Genomic DNA, 18,669 nt, shown 5'->3' on the forward strand with positions numbered 1-18,669 from the left:
CCGCCGCGCCGCCCGCCGCCATGAGCGCCCCTCCCCACCGTCCGGTCCGCGGCCGCGGCGCCCTGACCAACCCGGACAACCGCTTCTCCGCCGAGGCGCGCGCGGCGGTGGACGACGGCTGGGGCAGCCTGGAGGCGCCGCCGGGGCCGATCGCCACCACCCTGGAGCGGGACACCAGCCGCACCGTCATCAGCCGGAACGACTCGCCCGACGTGCCCTTCGACCGCTCGGTGAACCCCTACCGTGGCTGCGAGCACGGCTGCGTCTACTGCTACGCCCGCCCCACCCACGCCTGGCTCGGCTACTCCCCCGGGCTCGAATTCGAGACCCGGCTGCTGTACAAGCCCGACGCTCCCGAACAGCTGGCCGCCGAGCTGGCCGCGCCCGGTTACCGCCCCGCGCCCCTGATGCTGGGCGCCAACACCGACGCCTACCAGCCGGTGGAGCGGGAGCTGCGCCTCACCCGGCGGGTGCTGGAGGTGCTGGCGGAGGCCCGCCACCCCCTGTTCGTGGTGACCAAGTCGGCGCTGGTGGAGCGCGACCTCGACCTGCTGGCCGGACTGGCGGAGCGGAACCTGGCCCGGGTGGTGGTCTCCCTCACCACCCTGGACCCGGAGCTGGCCCGGCGCCTCGAGCCCCGCGCGGCCACGCCGGCGCGGCGGCTGGAGACCATCCGCCGGGTCACCGCCGCCGGGGTGCCGGTGAGCGTGCTGGCGGCGCCGGTGATCCCGGTGCTGACCGACCCGGAGCTGGAGCGGCTGCTGGCCGCGGCCCGGGCGGCCGGCGCCCGCCATGCCGGCTACGTGCTGCTGCGCCTGCCCCACGAGACCCGGGAGCTGTTCGACGACTGGCTGCGGACCCACGCGCCGCTGCAGGCGGAGCACGTGCTGAGCCGTATCCGCGACAGCCGCGGCGGCAAGGCCTACGACGCCGATTTCGGCACCCGCATGCGCGGCAGCGGCCCCTTCGCCGACCTCATCCGCCAGCGCTTCCGCCTCGCCGCCCGGCGCCTCGGCTACACCGACCCTGAGCCGCTCGCCTGCGATCTTTTCCGTCGGCCCTCCCCGGGCGGCCAGCTGGGGCTGTTCTGAGCCGCTGAACGGACAGGATTTACAGGCTTGGTGAAAAGATGGTTTTGTCCGCGGACTACGCCGATTGGCCCTGGTTCCGGAAACGCCGTGCTGTTCGCGTACGCAACGAGGCTCTTGAGCATGCACTTGGAGCCGGACCAGGATCAGCCTGTCCAAGGTACCCGGCACGCCATTCGACTCAGGCGTCTCGAACCTGAATCCATAATCTGCGCAATCCGTGTAATCTGAGGAGCCCGGGTCATCTTTGCTGTTGCCGCCGGGATATCCCGCAACCCGCCCGGAGAAGAGAGGAGGCCATGATGCCGAGCGTGCTCATCACCGGCGCCAGCCGCGGACTGGGACTGGAGTGGGCCCGGCAGTACGCCGGGGCCGGCTGGCGCGTGTTCGCCAGCGCGCGCCACCCGCTGGAGTCCCGGGAACTGCAGGCGCTCGCCGCCGCCCACGACAACCTCACCACCCACCGCCTGGACGTGACCCGCGACGACGAGATCCGGGCCCTGGCCTGGGATCTGGCGGAAGAACCGCTGGATCTCCTGGTCAACAACGCCGGCGCCTACTTCGAGAAGTACGTACCCGACGGCCTCGGCCGCATCCGCTACGACCACTGGGAGGAGACCTTCCGCGTCAACACCCTGGGCCCGGTGCGGGTCACCGAGGCCTTCGTGGAACACCTGGCCCGCGGCGATGGGCGGCTGGTGGCGGCCGTCACCAGCCACATGGGCAGCATCCACGACATCACAGCGCCGGGAGACTACGCCTACCGCTCCAGCAAGGCGGCGCTCAACGCTGCCATGAAGGGCCTCGCCCACGAGCTCGAGCCGCGCGGCATCGGCGTGCTCCTGCTCCATCCCGGCTGGGTCCGCACCCGCATGGGCGGCCCCGACGGCCGCCTCGACTGCGAGACCAGCGTCCGCGCCATGCGCGAACGGGTGGCCAGTTACACCCCCGCCTGGAACGCCCGCTTCCTCCGCTACGACGGCACCGAAATCCCCTGGTAGGGGTTGATTGATCAATAGACAGGATTGACAGGATGAACAGGATTTTTGAAGACGGTTTTTCTCCCCGGACTACGTCCGTCGAGGGTGCCTGAAGTCTCGTCGTGACCGCAGGGCCGTGGCATGTGGCGGCACAACAAGACGTCACCGCTGCCCAAAGACTGCAGGTGTTTTCATTTTCCTTCAAATCAACGCAATCTGCGGTTAAACGGCTTTTTTCTTGAATCCTGTCTATCCTGTAAATCCTGTCTACTAAACCTAGAAATCCAGCTCGCGCAGGACGCGGAAGCCGGTGTCGTCGCTCTGGCGGCTGGGGAAGTCGCGCCAGCGGTTGGCGGAGCGCATCTCCTGGGGCGGGAAGCTCCAGGCGCCGCCGCGGATGACCCGCTTGCCGCAGCCCGGCTTGTCCAGGGCGCCGCCGTCGGCGGGCGCGTTGGCGAAGGTGTCGTGGTAACAGTCGGCCACCCACTCCCAGACGTTGCCGGCGGTGTCGTAGAGCCCGAAGGGGTTGGGGGGAAACTCGCCCACCGGCGCGCTGCGCTCGCCGTCCCAGAGCCCGTCGCAGCCGGCGCAGTTGGCCCGGGCGGTGCCGGCCTCGCTGCCCCACCAGTAGCGGGTGGTGGTCCCGCCCCGGGCGGCGTACTCCCATTCGGCGTCGGTGGGCAGCCGGTAGCGCTTGCCGGTCTGTTCGCTGAGCCAGGCGGTGTAGGCCCGGGCATCCTCCCAGGTGACGTTCACCACCGGCCGGTCGCCCCGGCCCCAGCCGCTGTCCCCGGGACAGGGACGGGCGGCGGCGGTGCAGAAACGGTCGTAGTCGGCGAAGGTGACCTCGTGCAGGCCGATGGCGAAGGGATGCTCGAGGCTGATGTCGCTGACCGGCTGCTCGTCGAGGTCGCCATCACCCATCAGGTCACCGCGCAGGAAGCGCCCACCCCGCAGCACCACCAGCTCGGGGCCGCTGTCGCCCCCCGGCAGACGGTCGTGGAAGGTCCGGCCGGCCAGCCGCCACGGCGCCTCCAGCAGCGCGCGCGACTCCGCCGGGGTGAGATCGGCGGGCAAGGCATCGAACATCACGCGGTTCACCGCATGGACCGGCAGCGACAGCGACTGGCCGTAGGCCGAGCGGGCGGCGATGCGGCCGTTGATGAGCTCGCCCCGGGCCATGGCGCCCGGGGTGTTGAACCGGGCCATCACCTGCGCCCGCTCCTCCGCCGTCTCGCTGCCGCCGGCCAGGCCCAGGGTCCGCAACTGGTCCCGGTGCAGCATCTGCATGCCCTGGGCGGTCTTGATCAGGTAGTCCCCGTCGACGATCCGCACCCGCAGGCGATCCCCGTTGCGGAACTCCAGCAGGTCCGGGCCGGCGAGCGCCGCTCCCCCGGCGTCATGCCGCGGCCGCCCGTTCGGGTCGACGGGAACCTCGCGCGCCTCCCCGCCCGCCCGGGGCCGGGTCTGGACGGCGGGGTCCAGGACCCCCGTCAGGCGCTCGCCCCAAATCGTCGTCAGGACGACTTCCGCCCCGGCCGTCTCCACCCGCTCCACCTGCGCCACGGGCACCTCGAAGCCCCCCATGCCATTGCGGACGTGGAAGATCTCGGTCGCCGGCCCGGCGTCGCCGCCCTCCCCGCCCGCGGGCTGCGTTCCGGTGGCCCAGGCCGGGGCCGGCGGGTGCAGGAACAGAAGCAGTGCAAACAGCGGACAACGATACCCTTGATCCATGCAGGCCTCTCCTCAGGAATCAGGTTCATGGACGGGCGTGGATTCGGTCCCGCCCTCACGCCGCAGGGTGGCCCGCGCCCACTCCAGGGCGGGCTGCAGCCGCGCCGGCAGCAACTGCCCGGCGGCATCCCCGGCAACCCAGCGGTATTCGTGGTGCTCCGCGCGGCCCAGCCCGGGATTGAGCGGCAGGGTCACCTCGCCCTGGCGCGCTTCCGCCAGGTAGTAGCGTGCCACCTTTCCCCGGCCATAGGGGGCCGTCTCGAACCACCCTTCTCCCCAGCGGAACCCGAGCTCCGTCAGCCCGGTCTCCTCCGCCACCTCCCGGCGGGCGGCGGCCAGCGGGACTTCGCCCGCCTCCACCTCGCCCTTGGGGAAGTCCCAGTTGCCCCAGGCGCGCAGCAGCAGGAAGCGCCAGCCGTCCGGCCACCTCCGCACCACCACCACGCCCGCGGAAAGGATGTGAACAGGCCCCATTCCCCGCCTCAACTGGAAGAGAGACGCTCCGCCGGACGGCTGTCGCTGTCGTAGAGGGTCAGCTCCCAGCGCTGCTCATCCATGGCGTGCCGCAGGATGTAGACCCCGCCGCCCCGCGCCCGCAACTTGAAGTAGCGGTGGGTCGGCGCCAGCCAGCGATCGATGATCTCCTCCACCTCCAGCCAGCGCCCACCCAGGCGGAAACGCACCGGACTCTCCTCGCCCCGGTAGCCGGCATAGCACTCCACTTCCAGCGCCAGGACCTCGCGCGGCTCCACGCCCTGGTCCGGCCCGGTCCCGGTGTCATCCGCCATGGTCCGCCCTCCGTCGCCGGTTGCAGCTCTCGCCCGCCCCGGCGCCGTTGCCTCCGTGGCCCGCGCCCGGGATGGCGATCCACCCATACATCCCCGTGAAGTATGGTCCATGGCACCGCCCGGTGTGGACCCGCGCTTCCTATACTGAGGCTCAGGAGGGCGACAAATGCAGGTTCACGACTGGAATGCGGTGATCACCGTGCGGGAAGGCGGTTTCCGCGCCGCGCTGACGCTGCTCGCCGCCCTGGGCACGGTGGCGCGCACACCCTTCTACAACGTCCTGGTGATGCGCTGCGACGCCCCGCTGGAGCTGCTGCCCGCCGTGGAGGCGGCCGCCCTCGCGGCGCCGGCCCTGGCCGCAGCGCTCGCCCGCGTGGTGCCGGTGGAGCGGACCTTCGGCTTCCAGAGCCCGGCGAGCTTCGAGGCACAGGCCCGGGAGGTCGCCGGGGCGTGGCTCGAACGCCTGGGCAACAGCCGCTTCCACGTGCGCATGCACCGGCGCGGCTTCCACGGCCGTCTCTCCAGCCAGGCCGAGGAGCAGTTCCTCGATCACTTCCTGCTCGAGGCCCTGGAGGCCCGGGGCGCGCCGGCCCGCATCGACTTCAGCGATCCCGACGCCATCCTGGCGGTGGAGACAGTGGGACAGCGGGCGGGGCTGTCGCTGTGGTCCCGGGCGGCGATCGCACGCCATCCGCTGCTGGGGCTCGACTGAGGCCCGCGTGCGCGAGACCCGCCCCATGCAGGAGTTCCTCACCATCGACGGTTCCCAGGGCGAGGGGGGCGGCCAGATCCTGCGCACCGCGCTCGCCCTCGCCCTGTGCCGCGGCCGGGCCATCCGGCTGATCCGCATCCGCGCCGCCCGCGCCCGCCCGGGGCTGCGCCCCCAGCACCTGGCAGCGGTGAAGGCCGCGGCGCTGCTCAGCGACGCCCGGGTGGAGGGGGCGGAGCCCGGGTCGATGGAGCTGCGCTTCACGCCGGGTCCGGTGCGGCCCGGCGAGTACCGGTTCGACATCGGCACCGCCGGCAGCACCACCCTGGTGCTGCAGACCCTGCTCCCGGCCCTGGCCACCGCGCCGCGCTCCAGCCGCCTGGTGCTGGAGGGCGGCACCCACAACCCCCTCGCCCCGAGCTTCGCCTTCCTCGAGCGGGCCTACCTGCCGCTGCTGCGCCGGATGGGCGCCCGGGTCGCGGCGCGCCTGGTGCGACCGGGCTTCTACCCCGCCGGGGGTGGCTGCCTGGAGGTGGAAATCGAACCCGCCGCCGCCCTCTCCCCCCTGGTGCTGGAGGAGCGCGGGCCGCTGCTGGGCATCCGCGCCCATGTGCTGATCGCCCGCCTGCCCCACCATATCGCCGAGCGCGAGCTGGCGGTCCTGGCCCGGAGCCTCGATCCGCCGCCGGAGGCCGGCTGGGTGGAGGCCGTGACCGCCGGCCGCGGACCCGGCAATGCCGTGGTGGTGGAGGTGGAGAGCCGGGAGATCACCGAGATCTTCACCGGCTTCGGGGAACGGGGAGTGCCGGCGGAGACGGTGGCGGCCGGAGTGGCCGGGGCGGTGCGCCGGTACCTGGCGGCCGGCGTGCCGGTGGGCGAGCACCTGGCGGACCAGCTGCTCCTGCCCCTGGCGCTGGCCGGCGGCGGGGCCCTGCGCACCCTGCGCCCGACCCGGCACACGCTCACCAACATGGCGGTGATCGAACGCTTCCTGCCGCTGCGCTTCCGTAGCGAGGAGATTGCCGCGGACGACTGGCGCATCACCCTTGCGGGCGACTGATCCCCGGGGTCCTGCCGGCAGGCCGGGCGGTCAGGGCCGCTCGTGCCGCTCGCGGCGCTGCTCCCGGGTCACCAGCCGCACCAACTCCACCATCCCCTCCGCCAGCAGGTCCAGCAGGTCGTCCACGGTGAGGATGCCGAGCAGCAGACCGCCGGCGTCCACCACCGGCACCCGCCTGACTCCCGCCGCGCGCATCTCCGCGAGGGTGTCCAGCAGATCGTCGTCCTCGCGGGCGGTCACCAGCTCCCGGCTCATGATGTCCGCGACGGTGAGGCCGGCGGGCGCCACCTCCTGCGCCAGCACCTCCACCACCAGGTCCCGGTCGGTGACGATGCCGACCGGCCGGCGCCCCCCTTCATGCTCTTCCACCACCACCAGGTCGCCCACGTGATGCTGGCGCATCAGCCGGGCGGCCTCGCCGATGCCGGCGGCGCCGGTCACCACGATCACCTCGCGGCTGCAGATCTCTCCCACGGACATGTCAGCGCCCCTCCGCTTTCCCGGGCCGCAGCGCCGGAGGTGTCCAGGCGACACCCCGGGCCGCGAGCCAGGCGGCAAAACGTGCGTTCTTCTCCTCCAGGGAACAGGTGGGAGGCAGTGCGTCGAGCCAGTGGCCGTACTCCTCCAGCAGCCGCAGCCGGGCATCCTCCGCCAGGTCGTCCCAGGGTTCGCCTTTCCCGGCAGCGTTCATCGGCCAGCCTCCACGCGCGCCCCTTCACTCGATAGTATCGTCCCTGCAACCCCGGTCGGCCACCGTGACCGAATGGTAAAAATCTGTAAACAAGACATCAGTCCGCTTGTGGTATTACCAACCACGGTGTTTATTTTTGAATGTCTGCAGTTCCAGTACCGGTTGTCTCGGAAGTTCATTCAGCAACCTCCTTGAAATCCCAGTACTTGCAGCACAGCCCGTGTTACGCGCGGCGCGACTGCCCGGCGCGGAATGCAGGCACAAATTCCGTTTCGTGAATTTCGAGTGAGGTGAATCACATGGCGACTGGCAAGATCAAATGGTTCAACGACTCCAAGGGCTTCGGTTTCATCGCCCCTGACGATGGCAGCGAGGACGTGTTCGTGCACTACTCGGCCATCCAGGGCTCCGGCTTCCGCACCCTCAAGGAAGGTCAGTCGGTGACCTACGAGATCCAGCGCGGCCCCAAGGGCCTGCAGGCGGCCAACGTCGTCCCTTCCTGAAAACAGACTCCCCCGTTCTCCCCGAAACCCCGCCACCGGCGGGGTTTCCTTTTTCCGTTCCCGGCCCTCAGGCGACGCCGCGGCCCAGGAACCAGCCGAAGATACCCAGTTGCAGCAGGGTCAGGGGAATGCCGGCCCGGGCGAACTCCAGGAATCCGAGGCTCGTGCCGTCACGCCGTTCCGCGGCCTGGATGATGATCACGTTGCTCGCCGCCCCCGGAACCAGGAGATTTCCCGCCAGCGTGCTGGCGGCGGCCAGCGCCAGCAGCAGCTGGGGGCCGCTGTCGGCAAGGACCGGCAGGTAGAGGGCCACCAGCGGAACATTCGAGACCAGCTGGCTCAGCCCCACCCCGACGCCCATGACCACGGGCAGGGTATCGAGCCCCCCGCCCGCCGCCGCCACCAGCGACTGGAACAGGGGTGCCCGCCACACGCTCTCCATGAGCACGAACAGGGCTGCGAAGAAGACCAGGGTGTGCCAGTCCAGGCGCCGCAGCAGCACGCCCCGGCGCGGACTGAACAGCAGCAGTGGCAGGGCGCCGGCCAGGGCAATCCAGGTCAGGCGGAAGGTCAGCCCCGGCCACCACAGCGCCGCTGCGATGCGTGCGGCCACCCCCGCCAGGACCAGCCCCAGGGCCAGCCGCGCCAGTCGGGCCAGGGCCGGATCGGAGATCCCGACGGCGGCATGGCACAGGGGGGCGGGATGGAAATGGCGCCGATAGACGACACGCAGCACGCACCAGGCCAGCACCAGGCTGATGAGGGTCGGCAGCAGCAACCCGCCGAGAAATTCCAGGAACGGACTGGACAGCCCGCCGCTGAGCGCAATGAGCAGGTTCTGCGGGTTCCCGATGGGACTGGCGACGCTGCCGGTGGTGACCCCGAAGGCCAGCGCCAGCAGCAGCAGCTGGGGCGGGAGGCCGTGCTGGCGCGCCAGCAGCAGCATCAGCGGCGTGCCGATGATGGCCAGGGTGTCGTTCATCAGCAGCGCCGAGGTGAAACCCGAGCCGGCCAGGACCGCCAGCACCAGGCCTCCGCTGCTGCGGATCCGGCGCAGCAGGCGGTAGCTGACGAAGAACAGGTAGCCGCTCTCCACCAACGCCTCCCCCACGACGAACATCCCGAACAGGAACAGCATCACGTCCCGGTCGATGGCGTCCCAGGCGCGGGCCGGCGTGGTGGCGCCGGTCAGCAACACGATCGCCGCGCCCGCCAGCATGGCCTGCCAGATGGCGACCCGCAGCGCACCGGCCCGGCGGACCACGATGAGCGCGAGCACCCCCAGGAGGACAAGGACGGGCAGGTCGGACACGGGTGTCAGATGGCGACGGGGAGGTGCCGGTCGGGCTCTAGCGGCGGGATGCCGGCGCCTTCCAGATAATCGAGGATGTGCCGCCCCAGGGAGATGCCGCGTCCATTCAGCGCCTGGTTGCCGAACAGGACATTGAACTCCAGGAAGTAGAGCTGGCCGTCCACCAGCGCCAGGTCGAAGCCGGCGTGGTCGATGCCGAGATCCGCGGCCACCCGCTCGGCCAGCGCCAGGGCCTCGGGCGGCACCCCGTCGAAACTCACCCCGCCGCCCCGGGCCACGTTGTTGTGGAAAGCGCCCTCGGCCCCGATGCGCCAGTAGGCGGCCACCGCCCGCTCGCCCACCACCACCACCCGCAGGTCCCGCTCCAGGGGCAGGTACTCCTGCACGTACAGCACCTCGTTCCGGGCGGCGTAGTCGAGGAAGCCGCGCCGATCCTCGATCAGGTGCACGCCGCGGCCCATGGAGTTGCGCGGCTCCTTGGCCACGAAGGGAAAGGAGAACTCCTCCAGCACCTGTTCCACGTTCGCCTCGGTGGCGGCCCGGATCACGGTATGGGGGAGATGGTCGGGACAGACCGACCACAGGGCCCGGGTCATCTCCACCTTGTCATGGCCGAGGTGGTAGCTGGCCAGGCTGGGGAAGATGCGCCGCTTCAGGCCGTAGACCAGGGCGTTGACCTGCCAGTACTCCGGAAACAGCACCCAGTCGGCCTCCCGCAGGATGTCCCGGTGGCGGAACACCTCCTCGGGCTTGATGTAGGTGATCCCCGGGATATCGAGGCTGCGATAGGGATTGAACGAGACCAGCCGCATACGACGATACGACCATGGGTGGTTGAGGGCGCGGCTATTCTATTCGCGCCGGGGTGATTGGCAAGGGAAATTTATGGCGGGGAAGGGTGTTCCGTGTTCCGTGTTCCGTGTTCCGTGTTCCGTGTTCCGTGTTCCGTGTTCCGTGTTCCGTGTTCCGCCAAGAGCGTCCCCGGAAACAGCGGGCCCGCGCAACCGCACTCACGCACTAACGCACTAACGCACTAACGCACTCACGCACTCACGCACTCACGCACTCACGCATTCACGCATTCACGCATTCACGCATTCACGCACTCAGGGTGACGGGCAACCGGCTTCCGGCAACCGGTGCCAGGCGGTCGGCCTCAGTCCTTGTAGTTCTCGTAGAAGACGTAGCTGGTGGAGTAGTCGCTCACCTCGAAGTAGATCTTCTTCTCGCCCGGGTCCGCCTGGAGGTTGAAGTTCTCGTCCACCACCCCGTAGCCGTAGCGGTAGGGGCGGGGCTGGCTGTCTTCGGTCCCGTAGGCGGTGCTGAGCTTGTCCACCTTGACCAGGCGCAGCACCAGCTTGTCGGCGGCGTAGACGTCGAGCACGCCATTGTCGCCGGTCCAGTTGCGGATGCCGCGACCGATCTTGTTCTGCGCCTCCTGGGTACAGCCGGCCAGGAACGCGGCGCAGAGAAGCAGCAGGAGCAGGGGATTGCGCATGGGGGTCCTCCCTCGGTTGGGCCGATTCTCACCGCAGTATACAGGGCCGGCCCCGTGGCACTCATCTCCCCGGGGGGATGGGCGATGATGCCCGGCGGGCGCTGTCAAGGCCGGTGCAGCGCCCCGAGCAGCGCGGCGACCAGGTCCCCGGGCGCCACGCCGGGCAGGTCGAGGCCGATCTCCGCCACCGCCCCCGTGATGGCGGGGAGCAGCGCCGCCCCGGTCAGCTCGACGCCCCGCAGGCGCTGGGCCAGCGCCGCCACGCCATCATCGGGCAGGGCGGTGAAATCCCCCTCGATGAGCAGGTCGTCGATGCGCCCGTCGCGCTCCCGCAGGATCACCCGCACCAGTCCGCCCGGCGCCTTGTGGAGCCCCTCGGTCAGGTGGGTTCCGGCGGCGATCTTCACCCCCATGGCGGCCCGCCGGCGGCCCAGCCGGTGGGTCCACTCCGGGTCGGCCAGCTCCGTCTCGGCGGCGCGGATGGCGGCCTCCTCGGCCGCCGTGGGACGGTCCTCCACCGCCGTGACGCCGAGGCACGTCTCCACCTGCTCCAGGAACAGGGTCTTGAGGTGCGCACGGCTCGGCGGTTGGTCCAGCTCGCGGCGCAGGGTGGTCATGTAGTCCCGCAGGGTGAGGCGCAGCTTGTCGCGGAACTTCTCCGAGGGAACGCGCACGCAGCGGGCCATGGTCTCGATGTCGAAATCGAACATGAAGCTGCCCACCATCACCGCCGCCGCCCCGATGCGCGCCGCGCCCGTGCCGCCGATCTTGCGGCCGTGGACATGGATGTCGTTCACCGGGCGGAAGGCGGCCTCCACGCCCAGCGCCCGGTAGGTGCGCACCACCGGTTCGATGAAGCGGGGGTAGATCTCCACCGCCCGGGCGGGGACCTGCGCCGGTGGATAGATGAAGTGGAAAAACATCTGCCCGGCATCGAGGTAGACCGCCCCGCCGCCCACGTGGCGGCGGATGACCGGCAGCCCGGCGCCGCGGCAATAGTCCTCGTCCACATCCAGGGCCACCTCCTGGTGCAGGCCGATGCAGACGTAGGGGTCGCTGGGGTTGACCAGGCTGAGGACCGGGCCGTCGCCGGGCCGGAAAGCTTCCGCGAGCCCGTGGTAGACCGCCTGGGAGCGGAGGGCCGGAACACTGCCGAAGTCAATGACGCGCAACCGCATGGGCGATCTCCACGGAAAGGTCGGGAATCGGGATTATGGCGGAGCCGGGCGGCGGGGTGAACCGAGGCGGCCAGCGGGCGTGGCGCGGGAGGGACCGCTACGGGCAAAAAAATGGTCCGCCTCCCGGGGAGAGGGGCGGACCGGCATTCTGAACGAGGCTACTTTTACCGTGGCCTGTGTCGCCACCACGACGCCAAGGGGGTCGGGGGGAGGCGTCATGACGCGCCACAGGTCGGCCAACCGGTGAAACCCGCGGACCGTCCGCCCGCCTTCACTGTTGGTTGCCCTATAGATAGCATTCTTTGTGCCAACAGGACATTCGTTGACAATCAATCGGTTACATAACGGCCTGTCGGCCATGATGGGCCATTTCACGCACTCTGGCGCGGCAATTCACCAGCCATGCCCGCAGTCACCCGCTGCGGAGGCCGTATCGGTACGCCAGTAGCCGGCCCGGGCAGGGGGGAAAACGCGCCGGGGGGGAAGCGTCCGGCGCAAGGAACCCCCGGGGCTTCATGGCCACCCGTTCACCGCTTGCACCTTCGCGTTGGATCAACCAATCCGCCAGGCATGACGGGGTCGCTTGCAGCGTTCCGGCGAAAACGGCATTCTCGTGACCAGTTCACCGGCCGACGGCACCATCACCGCCTGCCGGACACGTCGACACCGGCTCCGCCCCGGCAGCGCATTGCCCACGCAGGAACCCGAGACCATGAAACCGACGCCCCGCCCCAGCCATGCCCTGATCACCCTGGGCCTGCTCATGCTGCTCCTGGCCGGCTGCGCCGGCATGCAGCAGAGAGAGAGCCAGGATCGCTTCGAGGCCCGCCTGCGGGCCTTCGAGAACGCCGTGCGCTGGGGCGAGTTCCAGCTTGCCAACGCCCTGCACCGGCCGGGGGGAACCGTGTCGCCGGAACCGGACTACGATCGCCTGCGGGAGATACGGGTGACCGCGGTGGACCTGCTCGGGGTGCAATTCTCCCCCGCCGGGGACCGGGCCCACGTCCAGAGCCGCATCGACTACACCCACGAATACACCCAGCGGGTGCGCAGCATCGTCTACGAGCACGACTGGGAGCTGGATGTGGACGCCAAGGAGTGGTACCTCCTCTCCCCCCTGCCCGAGCTCGACTGAGCACCCCCGAAGGCCGTCACTCTGGCGGCGGGGCGGGACACCAGGCCGCCGGCGAACGCTCCTCCCCCGAGGGCAGCGGCGCGGCGCCGTCGCGAATCCAGGCCGCCAGGTCGCGCCGCACCCGCTCACCCTCGAGATCCCGGGTGAGCATGTGGTAGCCGCGGGCATAGAAGGCCACCCGCCGGGACTGCGCGGGCAGGCGCGCGAGCAGGCGGCACAGGGCCGGGCGCGGAATCACCTGGTCGTGGGCGCCATACTGCACCAGCAGGGGCGCCCGGACCCTGTCCGCCGCCCCCAGCGCCCCGTCCATGAGCTCCACCAGGCCGCGCAGGGTGTCGAGCCGGGTGGCTTTCACCACCAGCGGATCCCGGCCCAGGGCGCGCAGCATTTCCAGGTTGTCGCTGGCATGGATGTCGAGCCCCTCGCCCGTCGCCGTGCAGCCGGGGCAGACCCGCGCCGACAGCTCCAGGACCAGGCGCAGCAACGGGGTGGTGGCACCCCGTCCCCACACCGCCGGCGCCACCAGGATCGCCCCTTCCACCCGCGGCGGCTCCGGCCCGCCGAGCAGTTCCAGGGCCACGGCCGCGCCCATGCTCTCCCCGAGCAGGTACAGGGGAGTGCCGGGATGGCGCGCCCGCAGCAGCCGCAGCAGCCGGGCCGCATCCGCCACCATCCGCCCGCCGCCGGCCCATCGGCCATGGTCCGGGGCGGCCCCGAAACCGCGCTGGTCCACGGCGACGGTGAGAATACCCTGGGCCGCGAGGTAGGCGCCCACGCCGGCGAAGGCGTTCCCGTAATCGTTGAAGCCGTGCAGGGCGAGGACCACGGCCAGCGGTCGGCCTGCCGGAGCCCAGCGACGCAGGGGCAGCCGGAAGCCGTCATCCATCCTTGCCGTGCCGCTCTCCAGGCGCACCGGCAGCGGTCCCGGTCCGGCATCCGCCACCGGCCGCCCGGCGCATCCGGCCGCCAGCAGCAGGAGCGCCGCCACGAGGCCCGTGCGGCATACTTCCCACACTTGGCTGTTGACAATGCCCCGCAGCCGGTTCAACGTTTATCTCCTTGAAGAACCGCTAATTGCGGTCTCGCAACGCCCCGCCCGAAGGGCGTTACAATACGCCTGTGGCCCCGTGGACAGCGGAGCATGGGTCTTGACGCAACCAGAGAATGCTATCCGGATCGTTACCGAATGTCCGAACTCCGACGCTACGTCGTCCTCAACAGCAAGGGAGGCTGCGGTAAGACCACCCTTGCCTCGAATCTCGCCGGTTATTTCGCCTGCAACGGCATCGGCACGGCACTGTTCGACTACGATCCCCAGTGTTCGGCCAGCCACTGGCTGAGCCTGCGGGCCGCCTCCCTGCCGCGCATCCACGGCGTGGCCGTGGGCCAAAAGAACTCCGCCCCGGTGACGCGCTCGTTCCTCATGCGATTGCCCCAGGAGACGCGGCGCGTCATCCTCGACACTCCCGCCTCCATGAAGCGCATGGAGCTCACCGAGCTGCTGCGCTCCGCCAGCGCCGTGCTGGTGCCGGTGCTGCCCTCGGCCATCGACGCCCACGCCACCGCCAACTTCATCGAGGAGCTCTCCACCGTGATGCGCACCTGTGCGCCCCACCTGCCCATCGGCCTGGTGGCCAACCGCGTGCGCAGCAACACCCCCGGCATCCTGGCCCCCCTGGAGCGGCTGTCGGAGAAGCTGGACATCCCCCTGGTGGCCTGCCTGCGCGAAACCCCGAACTATCTCCGGGCCGCCGACGCCGGCATCAGCGTCCACGAGATGGACTCCCGCACCGTGCGCATCGACCGCGCCCAGTGGCGGCCCCTGGTGGAGTGGCTGGAAGGCCCGGCGCAGTCCCAGCTCGACCTGGAGCCCCGCGCCCAGCGCGGCTGAGCCGTCAGGATTCGTTTATCCACAGATTGCGCAGATGACGCCGATGGGTCGTGATTCCGGTAAAGGCGCGGCGGTTGGTTACGCCGCCGGACCCGTGAGGATGCCCCCGCAGCAGAAAAGTCGACCCGGAGTTCCGGCGTATCCGGAATCACCGCCCGCTCACGCCCATCACACCTGAACATAATAATCCGCGTAATCAGCGTAATCTGCGGATAACAGGCCTGCCTCCGTGTTCCCGTCAATCCTGTCTATTCAAAACTTCCATCCGGCCCCTCGCGCAGGGCGTGGTTGAGGGGGCCGTGGCCGGCGCCGAGGCCCGGCGCGGTGCGGATGGCGGCCTGGACGAAGGCCCGCGCCCGCGCCACCGCCGCCTCCAGCGCCAGCCCCCGGGCCAGGCCGGCGGCCACGGCCGAGGCCAGGGTGCAGCCGGTGCCGTGCACGTTGCGGGTCGCGATCCGCGGGCTGTCGTAGCGGCTGACGCCCGCAGTGGTGGCGAGCACGTCGGTGACCACGGCGCCCGCCAGCCGCCCCCCCTTCAGCAGCACCCCGCGGGGACCCAGGGCCAGCAACGCCCGCGCCGCCGGCTCGAGCGCCTCCGGGGTGTCGATGGTCCGCCCCAGCAGCACCTCCGCCTCGGGGACGTTGGGCGTGATCACCGTGGCCCGGGGCAGCAGCCGCTCCCGCAGGGTCTGCTCCGCTGCGGGGTCCAGCAGCCGCGCCCCGCCCTTGGCGAACATCACCGGGTCCACCACCAGCGGCGTGTCCGGAGCGGATTTCTCCAGCACCCCGGCCACGCTCCCGATCACCGCCGCCGTGTGCAGCATTCCGGTCTTGATGGCGTCGGCCCCGATATCGGCCAGCACCACCTCCATCTGGCGGGCGATGAAGGCGGGCGGCACCCCGAACACGTCGTGGACAGCGGTCGTGTCCTGGGCGGTGAGCGCCGTCACCGCCGTGGCGGCGAACCCGCCCAGCGCCGTGACCGTCTTGATGTCGGCCTGGATTCCGGCGCCCCCGCCCGAATCGGAACCCGCCACGATAAGCACACGTCCCCGCATAACCCGGTCTCCCGCACAGGGTCCGGCGCCGGCCGGCCGGCCCCCTCTCCCGTGATGATGACACAGGACGGCGATTCGCGGCTGCCCGCCGGATGCGGGCGCCGTGCCTGTGGAAGCCTCGAAAAGCTGTGTCTATACTGCACGGGAACCACTGATTAATCAGTGGCTCAGTGACTGCGGTCGAGAGAAAGTGATTCCTGCCGGCGCCTTCGGGGGCGGACCGGAATCACGGCGCCGAGGCCGTGGATGGCAATTCCGCTTCAACCCGGTATGCAGCAGAGGTAAGTATCGTGGCAACAGGCAAGGTAAAGTGGTTCAACGACTCCAAGGGCTTCGGGTTCATCGCTCCGGATGACGGCAGCGCCGATGTGTTCGTGCATTACAGCGCCATCAAGGGCAATGGCTTCAAGTCGCTGGCCGAAGGCCAGGCCGTCACCTTCGAAACCCAGCAGGGTCCGAAGGGGCTCGCCGCGGCGAACGTTGTCCCACAATAAAATGTAGTATGGCTGCCAGCCCGCGAACCCCGCCTTGACGGCGGGGTTCGCGTTTGCGGGGCACTGCAACGGAACCGCGACCCGGGCGGTTCAGCCCGGGAGCCGGGCGCCCGGGTCCTGGCGGTAGAACTCGGCCAGCAACCGGTAGACCTCGGGATACTCGCCGCGCAGCACCCGCGGCCGTTCGAAGAACAGCTCGCTCAGCACGGCGAAGAACTCGCCGGGCGACTCGGCCGCGTAGGGATCGATGCCGCTCGCCAGCCCCCGCTCCATGCGCCCGGTGAAATCCCCGTAGGCCGCGCTGAACACGCGCTTCCATGCCGCGCCGTTCATGCCCCGGTGCAGCGGCGGATGGCCGTTGGCGCTGCCGTTGACCATGTCGAGCTTGTGGGCGAACTCGTGCAGCACCACGTTGTAGCCGTCCAGGATCGTACCCGCCTCCACGTCGGACCAGGAGAGAACGACCGGCCCGCGTTGCCAGGCCTCGCCGGACAGCGGCTGGCGCGAGACCCAGACCACGCCGTCGGCGTCCACCCACTCGCGCTCGGGCATGAACTCGTCGGGATAGACGATGACCGAAACCCAGCCGTGATACCACTCGAGCCCCAGGTTGAGGATGGGCAGGCAGGCCTGCAGGGCGATGACGAGCGCCCGCTCACGGTCGATCACCGTTCCCGCGGCCCCCTCCAGGCTCTTCTCGTGCAGGAACAGCAGCGCCAGGTCCCGCAGGCGCTTCTCCGCCTCCTGCGGCAGCCCCTTCAGCAGCGGCAGACGCGCCCATACAGTGCGCCACTGCGCCTCCGGCACCTCCGGTCGCAACCGCGCCAGGAGCCGGCGCCGGCGCCAGTTACGGAAACTCGAGAACACGCATCCTCCCCGTGGACAGGTGGCGACAGGGCGCGGGGACGGCCGCGGCCCCGGGCATCGGGTTGTCCTTCACGGGGATGTTAACGCGGTGGAAACGGCGCTGCGAGAACCGCCGCCGGGGTGTTCAGGCAGCGGATGCGCCGGAGCCGGCGGAGACGGGCGCCGCCGCGGGTGCTTCCGCCCCCGCGCAGGGGATCGCCGGGGGCACCAGGGTGACCGGACAGCGCGCCCGGCGCAGGACCTGGTCGCCGACCGAACCGTTGAGCCAGCGGGAAAGACCGTTCCGCCGGCGCCGCCCGAGGATGATGGCGGCCACCGCGCGCTGTCCGGCAACCGCGACGATGCACTCCGCCGGCAGGCCCCTCACCAGCAGCGTCTGCGCGCGCTCCAGGGCGGTGAGATCGGGCCGTTCCTGCCGCAGCGCAGCGAGGAACGCCTGCAGCAGCGACCCGGCGCCGGCCTGCAGGGGAGTCAGGCCCCGGCGCCGGCCGCTGGCGCGCTGATAGAGACCCGGGCGGTTCACGGGCTCGTGCAGCACGTGGAGGATCAGCAGCCGGCCCCGCCCCTCCGCGGCGAGCTCGGCGGCATGCACGAGCGCGGCCCGGGCGGGCGCCCCGAAATCCACCGGGACCAGGTAGGCGGGTACGGCAATGTCGTTGTCGGTGCCTTGGGCGGACATGACGGGAACGGCCGGCGCATGGGGTTGGATCCGAGTCTGCCGGGAGAAGATGACGGCGGGATGACCGTTTCCTTACACCGGCGCGCCGGCGGTCGCGGGCTCCCGGCCCCGGTGCTGCTCGTAGAGCTGGCGCACGATCCCGTCGGCGAGCCCGATCTGGGGGACATACATGCGCCGGATGCCGGCCCAGCGCAGCACCGACAGGTAGATCCGGGCGGCGGGCACGATGACGTCGGCCCGGTCCGGGCGCAGGCCGAGATCGCGGATGCGCTCCTCGAAGCTGAGCGCGCTGAGCCGGGCGTGGGTGGCGCGGATGTGCTTCGGCGTGATGGGCTGGCCCTCCTTGCGCCCGGAGAGGCGGAAGATCTTGTTGATGTTCCCCCCGCTGCCGATCCCCTGGATCTCGGGACAGCCACGGATGGCCGCAGTGATCCAGGCCTTCATCTCCCGCCAGCGGGATTCGGGCACCATCCCGTCCAGGAGCCGGACGGTGCCGATGTCGAAGGAGGCCGAGGCGGTGCTGCAGCCGCTGCCGAACAGGGTGAGTTCGGTGCTGCCGCCGCCCACGTCCAGGTAGAGGTAGGCGCCACCCGCCTCCAGGCGCTCCTCGAAGTGGTTGGCGAAGATGATGGAGCCCTCCTCCTCGCCGCTGATGATCTCCAGGCGCAGTCCGCACTGGTCGTGGATCTGCCCGGCCAGGATCGGACCGTTCCGCGCCTCGCGCATGGCGGAGGTGGCCACGGCCCGGTAGGCGAGCGGCTGGTAGGCGTCCATCAGGCAGCGGAAGCCGGACAGGGTCTTGACGAGCTGCCAGGCCTTGTCGGGGGAGATCTCACGGCGCAGGAAGGCGTCGTCGCCGAGGCGCAGGGGCATGCGCACCAGCGCCTCCTTCTTGAACACCGGCCCCGACGGCCCCTCGAACACCTGCGCCAGCAGCAGGCGCACGGCGTTGGAGCCCATGTCGACGGCGGCGAACTTCACCGGCTGCGCGCCCCGGCCGGCCC

Annotated in this window: 22 protein-coding genes; 8 read left to right on the forward strand and 14 right to left on the reverse strand. The window is 70.5% G+C overall.

Annotated features, from left to right (window positions below):
• Nucleotides 1-20: 20 nt before the first annotated feature.
• Together DFQ59_RS09325 and DFQ59_RS09330 are read left to right on the forward strand one after the other, a co-directional pair.
• Nucleotides 21-1,091, forward strand: coding sequence for a PA0069 family radical SAM protein (locus DFQ59_RS09325; protein WP_114279424.1), 1,071 nt, complete (start codon nt 21-23; stop codon nt 1,089-1,091).
• Between the two features lie 299 nt (nt 1,092-1,390).
• A complete protein-coding gene (locus tag DFQ59_RS09330; RefSeq protein ID WP_114279552.1) occupies nt 1,391-2,089 on the forward strand; it encodes an SDR family oxidoreductase in 699 nt (232 codons plus the stop codon).
• A gap of 255 nt (nt 2,090-2,344) precedes the next feature.
• Here DFQ59_RS09330 and DFQ59_RS09335 read toward each other — a convergent pair whose 3' ends face one another.
• Genes DFQ59_RS09335 through DFQ59_RS09345 form a run of 3 tightly spaced genes read right to left on the reverse strand, consistent with a single transcriptional unit; the run spans nt 2,345 to nt 4,590 of the window.
• Complete coding sequence (locus DFQ59_RS09335) at nt 2,345-3,802, reverse strand: formylglycine-generating enzyme family protein (protein WP_114279425.1); 1,458 nt, start codon at nt 3,800-3,802, stop codon at nt 2,345-2,347.
• Nucleotides 3,803-3,814: 12 nt separating this feature from the next.
• Nucleotides 3,815-4,276 (reverse strand): NUDIX domain-containing protein, encoded by a 462-nt coding sequence (locus DFQ59_RS09340; protein WP_114279426.1) that lies wholly within the window; start codon nt 4,274-4,276, stop codon nt 3,815-3,817.
• Between the two features lie 8 nt (nt 4,277-4,284).
• Nucleotides 4,285-4,590: a hypothetical protein gene (locus DFQ59_RS09345; RefSeq protein ID WP_114279427.1), complete on the reverse strand. Its 306-nt coding sequence runs from the start codon at nt 4,588-4,590 to the stop codon at nt 4,285-4,287.
• A gap of 166 nt (nt 4,591-4,756) precedes the next feature.
• Between DFQ59_RS09345 and DFQ59_RS09350 the strand changes: the two genes are divergently transcribed.
• Together DFQ59_RS09350 and rtcA are read left to right on the forward strand one after the other, a co-directional pair.
• A complete protein-coding gene (locus DFQ59_RS09350; RefSeq protein ID WP_114279428.1) occupies nt 4,757-5,302 on the forward strand; it encodes a THUMP domain-containing protein in 546 nt (181 codons plus the stop codon).
• A 7-nt stretch (nt 5,303-5,309) separates the two neighbouring features.
• Nucleotides 5,310-6,359, forward strand: a complete 1,050-nt coding sequence (gene rtcA, locus DFQ59_RS09355; protein WP_245937238.1) for an RNA 3'-terminal phosphate cyclase — start codon at nt 5,310-5,312, stop codon at nt 6,357-6,359.
• Between the two features lie 30 nt (nt 6,360-6,389).
• Here the strand turns inward: rtcA and DFQ59_RS09360 are convergent, their stop codons facing one another.
• Nucleotides 6,390-6,839: a CBS domain-containing protein gene (locus tag DFQ59_RS09360; RefSeq protein ID WP_114279429.1), complete on the reverse strand. Its 450-nt coding sequence runs from the start codon at nt 6,837-6,839 to the stop codon at nt 6,390-6,392.
• A 1-nt stretch (nt 6,840) separates the two neighbouring features.
• Nucleotides 6,841-7,050 carry a hypothetical protein gene (locus DFQ59_RS09365; protein ID WP_114279430.1) on the reverse strand — a complete coding sequence of 70 codons (210 nt, stop codon included), beginning with the start codon at nt 7,048-7,050 and terminating at the stop codon, nt 6,841-6,843.
• 299 nt (nt 7,051-7,349) lie between these two features.
• Here DFQ59_RS09365 and DFQ59_RS09370 point away from each other — a divergent pair, with 299 nt between their 5' ends.
• On the forward strand, nt 7,350-7,553 hold the full coding sequence (locus tag DFQ59_RS09370; RefSeq protein ID WP_114279431.1) for a cold-shock protein: 204 nt from the start codon (nt 7,350-7,352) through the stop codon (nt 7,551-7,553).
• 67 nt (nt 7,554-7,620) lie between these two features.
• Here the strand turns inward: DFQ59_RS09370 and DFQ59_RS09375 are convergent, their stop codons facing one another.
• The 4 genes from DFQ59_RS09375 to DFQ59_RS09390 all read right to left on the reverse strand — a co-directional run bounded on the left by DFQ59_RS09375 (nt 7,621) and on the right by DFQ59_RS09390 (nt 11,541).
• Entirely contained in the window at nt 7,621-8,865 is a 1,245-nt protein-coding gene (locus tag DFQ59_RS09375) for an SLC13 family permease (protein WP_211314856.1), read from the reverse strand.
• 5 nt (nt 8,866-8,870) lie between these two features.
• Nucleotides 8,871-9,677 (reverse strand): ATP-grasp domain-containing protein, encoded by an 807-nt coding sequence (locus DFQ59_RS09380; protein ID WP_114279432.1) that lies wholly within the window; start codon nt 9,675-9,677, stop codon nt 8,871-8,873.
• 344 nt (nt 9,678-10,021) lie between these two features.
• Nucleotides 10,022-10,363, reverse strand: coding sequence for a hypothetical protein (locus tag DFQ59_RS09385; protein ID WP_114279433.1), 342 nt, complete (start codon nt 10,361-10,363; stop codon nt 10,022-10,024).
• Between the two features lie 104 nt (nt 10,364-10,467).
• Entirely contained in the window at nt 10,468-11,541 is a 1,074-nt protein-coding gene (locus DFQ59_RS09390; protein ID WP_114279434.1) for a lipoyl protein ligase domain-containing protein, read from the reverse strand.
• A 712-nt stretch (nt 11,542-12,253) separates the two neighbouring features.
• Between DFQ59_RS09390 and DFQ59_RS09395 the strand changes: the two genes are divergently transcribed.
• Entirely contained in the window at nt 12,254-12,676 is a 423-nt protein-coding gene (locus tag DFQ59_RS09395) for a hypothetical protein (protein WP_114279435.1), read from the forward strand.
• Nucleotides 12,677-12,692: 16 nt separating this feature from the next.
• On the opposite strand, the gene DFQ59_RS09400 is transcribed toward DFQ59_RS09395, so the two are convergent.
• Nucleotides 12,693-13,724, reverse strand: a complete 1,032-nt coding sequence (locus DFQ59_RS09400; RefSeq protein WP_245937239.1) for an alpha/beta fold hydrolase — start codon at nt 13,722-13,724, stop codon at nt 12,693-12,695.
• Nucleotides 13,725-13,862: 138 nt separating this feature from the next.
• Here DFQ59_RS09400 and DFQ59_RS09405 point away from each other — a divergent pair, with 138 nt between their 5' ends.
• Nucleotides 13,863-14,567, forward strand: a complete 705-nt coding sequence (locus DFQ59_RS09405) for a ParA family protein (RefSeq protein ID WP_170142107.1) — start codon at nt 13,863-13,865, stop codon at nt 14,565-14,567.
• Between the two features lie 248 nt (nt 14,568-14,815).
• Here the strand turns inward: DFQ59_RS09405 and thiD are convergent, their stop codons facing one another.
• A complete protein-coding gene (gene thiD, locus DFQ59_RS09410) occupies nt 14,816-15,625 on the reverse strand; it encodes a bifunctional hydroxymethylpyrimidine kinase/phosphomethylpyrimidine kinase (protein WP_114279437.1) in 810 nt (269 codons plus the stop codon).
• Nucleotides 15,626-15,915: 290 nt separating this feature from the next.
• Here thiD and DFQ59_RS09415 point away from each other — a divergent pair, with 290 nt between their 5' ends.
• Nucleotides 15,916-16,119, forward strand: coding sequence for a cold-shock protein (locus tag DFQ59_RS09415; protein ID WP_114279438.1), 204 nt, complete (start codon nt 15,916-15,918; stop codon nt 16,117-16,119).
• A gap of 90 nt (nt 16,120-16,209) precedes the next feature.
• On the opposite strand, the gene DFQ59_RS09420 is transcribed toward DFQ59_RS09415, so the two are convergent.
• From DFQ59_RS09420 to DFQ59_RS09430, 3 genes are all read right to left on the reverse strand, one after another.
• Complete coding sequence (locus DFQ59_RS09420) at nt 16,210-16,986, reverse strand: M90 family metallopeptidase (RefSeq protein WP_114279439.1); 777 nt, start codon at nt 16,984-16,986, stop codon at nt 16,210-16,212.
• Between the two features lie 124 nt (nt 16,987-17,110).
• Nucleotides 17,111-17,665, reverse strand: coding sequence for a universal stress protein (locus DFQ59_RS09425; protein ID WP_114279440.1), 555 nt, complete (start codon nt 17,663-17,665; stop codon nt 17,111-17,113).
• 72 nt (nt 17,666-17,737) lie between these two features.
• Complete coding sequence (locus tag DFQ59_RS09430) at nt 17,738-18,646, reverse strand: Ppx/GppA phosphatase family protein (RefSeq protein WP_211314857.1); 909 nt, start codon at nt 18,644-18,646, stop codon at nt 17,738-17,740.
• Nucleotides 18,647-18,669: the final 23 nt, after the last annotated feature.

Origin of the sequence: Thioalbus denitrificans (assembly GCF_003337735.1) — a bacterium.
Lineage (GTDB): Bacteria > Pseudomonadota > Gammaproteobacteria > DSM-26407 > DSM-26407 > Thioalbus > Thioalbus denitrificans.

Excerpts from the sequence above, each read along its gene's own strand:
- DFQ59_RS09380 (WP_114279432.1), bottom strand. The coding sequence starts at position 9,677 with ATGCGGCTGGTCTCGTTCAATCCCTATCGCAGCCTCGATATCCCGGGG.
- DFQ59_RS09395 (WP_114279435.1), top strand. The coding sequence starts at position 12,254 with ATGAAACCGACGCCCCGCCCCAGCCATGCCCTGATCACCCTGGGCCTG.
- DFQ59_RS09335 (WP_114279425.1), bottom strand. The coding sequence starts at position 3,802 with ATGGATCAAGGGTATCGTTGTCCGCTGTTTGCACTGCTTCTGTTCCTG.
- DFQ59_RS09345 (WP_114279427.1), bottom strand. The coding sequence starts at position 4,590 with ATGGCGGATGACACCGGGACCGGGCCGGACCAGGGCGTGGAGCCGCGC.
- DFQ59_RS09340 (WP_114279426.1), bottom strand. The coding sequence starts at position 4,276 with ATGGGGCCTGTTCACATCCTTTCCGCGGGCGTGGTGGTGGTGCGGAGG.
- DFQ59_RS09385 (WP_114279433.1), bottom strand. The coding sequence starts at position 10,363 with ATGCGCAATCCCCTGCTCCTGCTGCTTCTCTGCGCCGCGTTCCTGGCC.
- DFQ59_RS09390 (WP_114279434.1), bottom strand. The coding sequence starts at position 11,541 with ATGCGGTTGCGCGTCATTGACTTCGGCAGTGTTCCGGCCCTCCGCTCC.
- DFQ59_RS09325 (WP_114279424.1), top strand. The coding sequence starts at position 21 with ATGAGCGCCCCTCCCCACCGTCCGGTCCGCGGCCGCGGCGCCCTGACC.
- DFQ59_RS09370 (WP_114279431.1), top strand. The coding sequence starts at position 7,350 with ATGGCGACTGGCAAGATCAAATGGTTCAACGACTCCAAGGGCTTCGGT.
- DFQ59_RS09330 (WP_114279552.1), top strand. The coding sequence starts at position 1,391 with ATGCCGAGCGTGCTCATCACCGGCGCCAGCCGCGGACTGGGACTGGAG.
- thiD (WP_114279437.1), bottom strand. The coding sequence starts at position 15,625 with ATGCGGGGACGTGTGCTTATCGTGGCGGGTTCCGATTCGGGCGGGGGC.
- DFQ59_RS09425 (WP_114279440.1), bottom strand. The coding sequence starts at position 17,665 with ATGTCCGCCCAAGGCACCGACAACGACATTGCCGTACCCGCCTACCTG.
- DFQ59_RS09365 (WP_114279430.1), bottom strand. The coding sequence starts at position 7,050 with ATGAACGCTGCCGGGAAAGGCGAACCCTGGGACGACCTGGCGGAGGAT.
- DFQ59_RS09350 (WP_114279428.1), top strand. The coding sequence starts at position 4,757 with ATGCAGGTTCACGACTGGAATGCGGTGATCACCGTGCGGGAAGGCGGT.
- DFQ59_RS09360 (WP_114279429.1), bottom strand. The coding sequence starts at position 6,839 with ATGTCCGTGGGAGAGATCTGCAGCCGCGAGGTGATCGTGGTGACCGGC.
- DFQ59_RS09405 (WP_170142107.1), top strand. The coding sequence starts at position 13,863 with ATGTCCGAACTCCGACGCTACGTCGTCCTCAACAGCAAGGGAGGCTGC.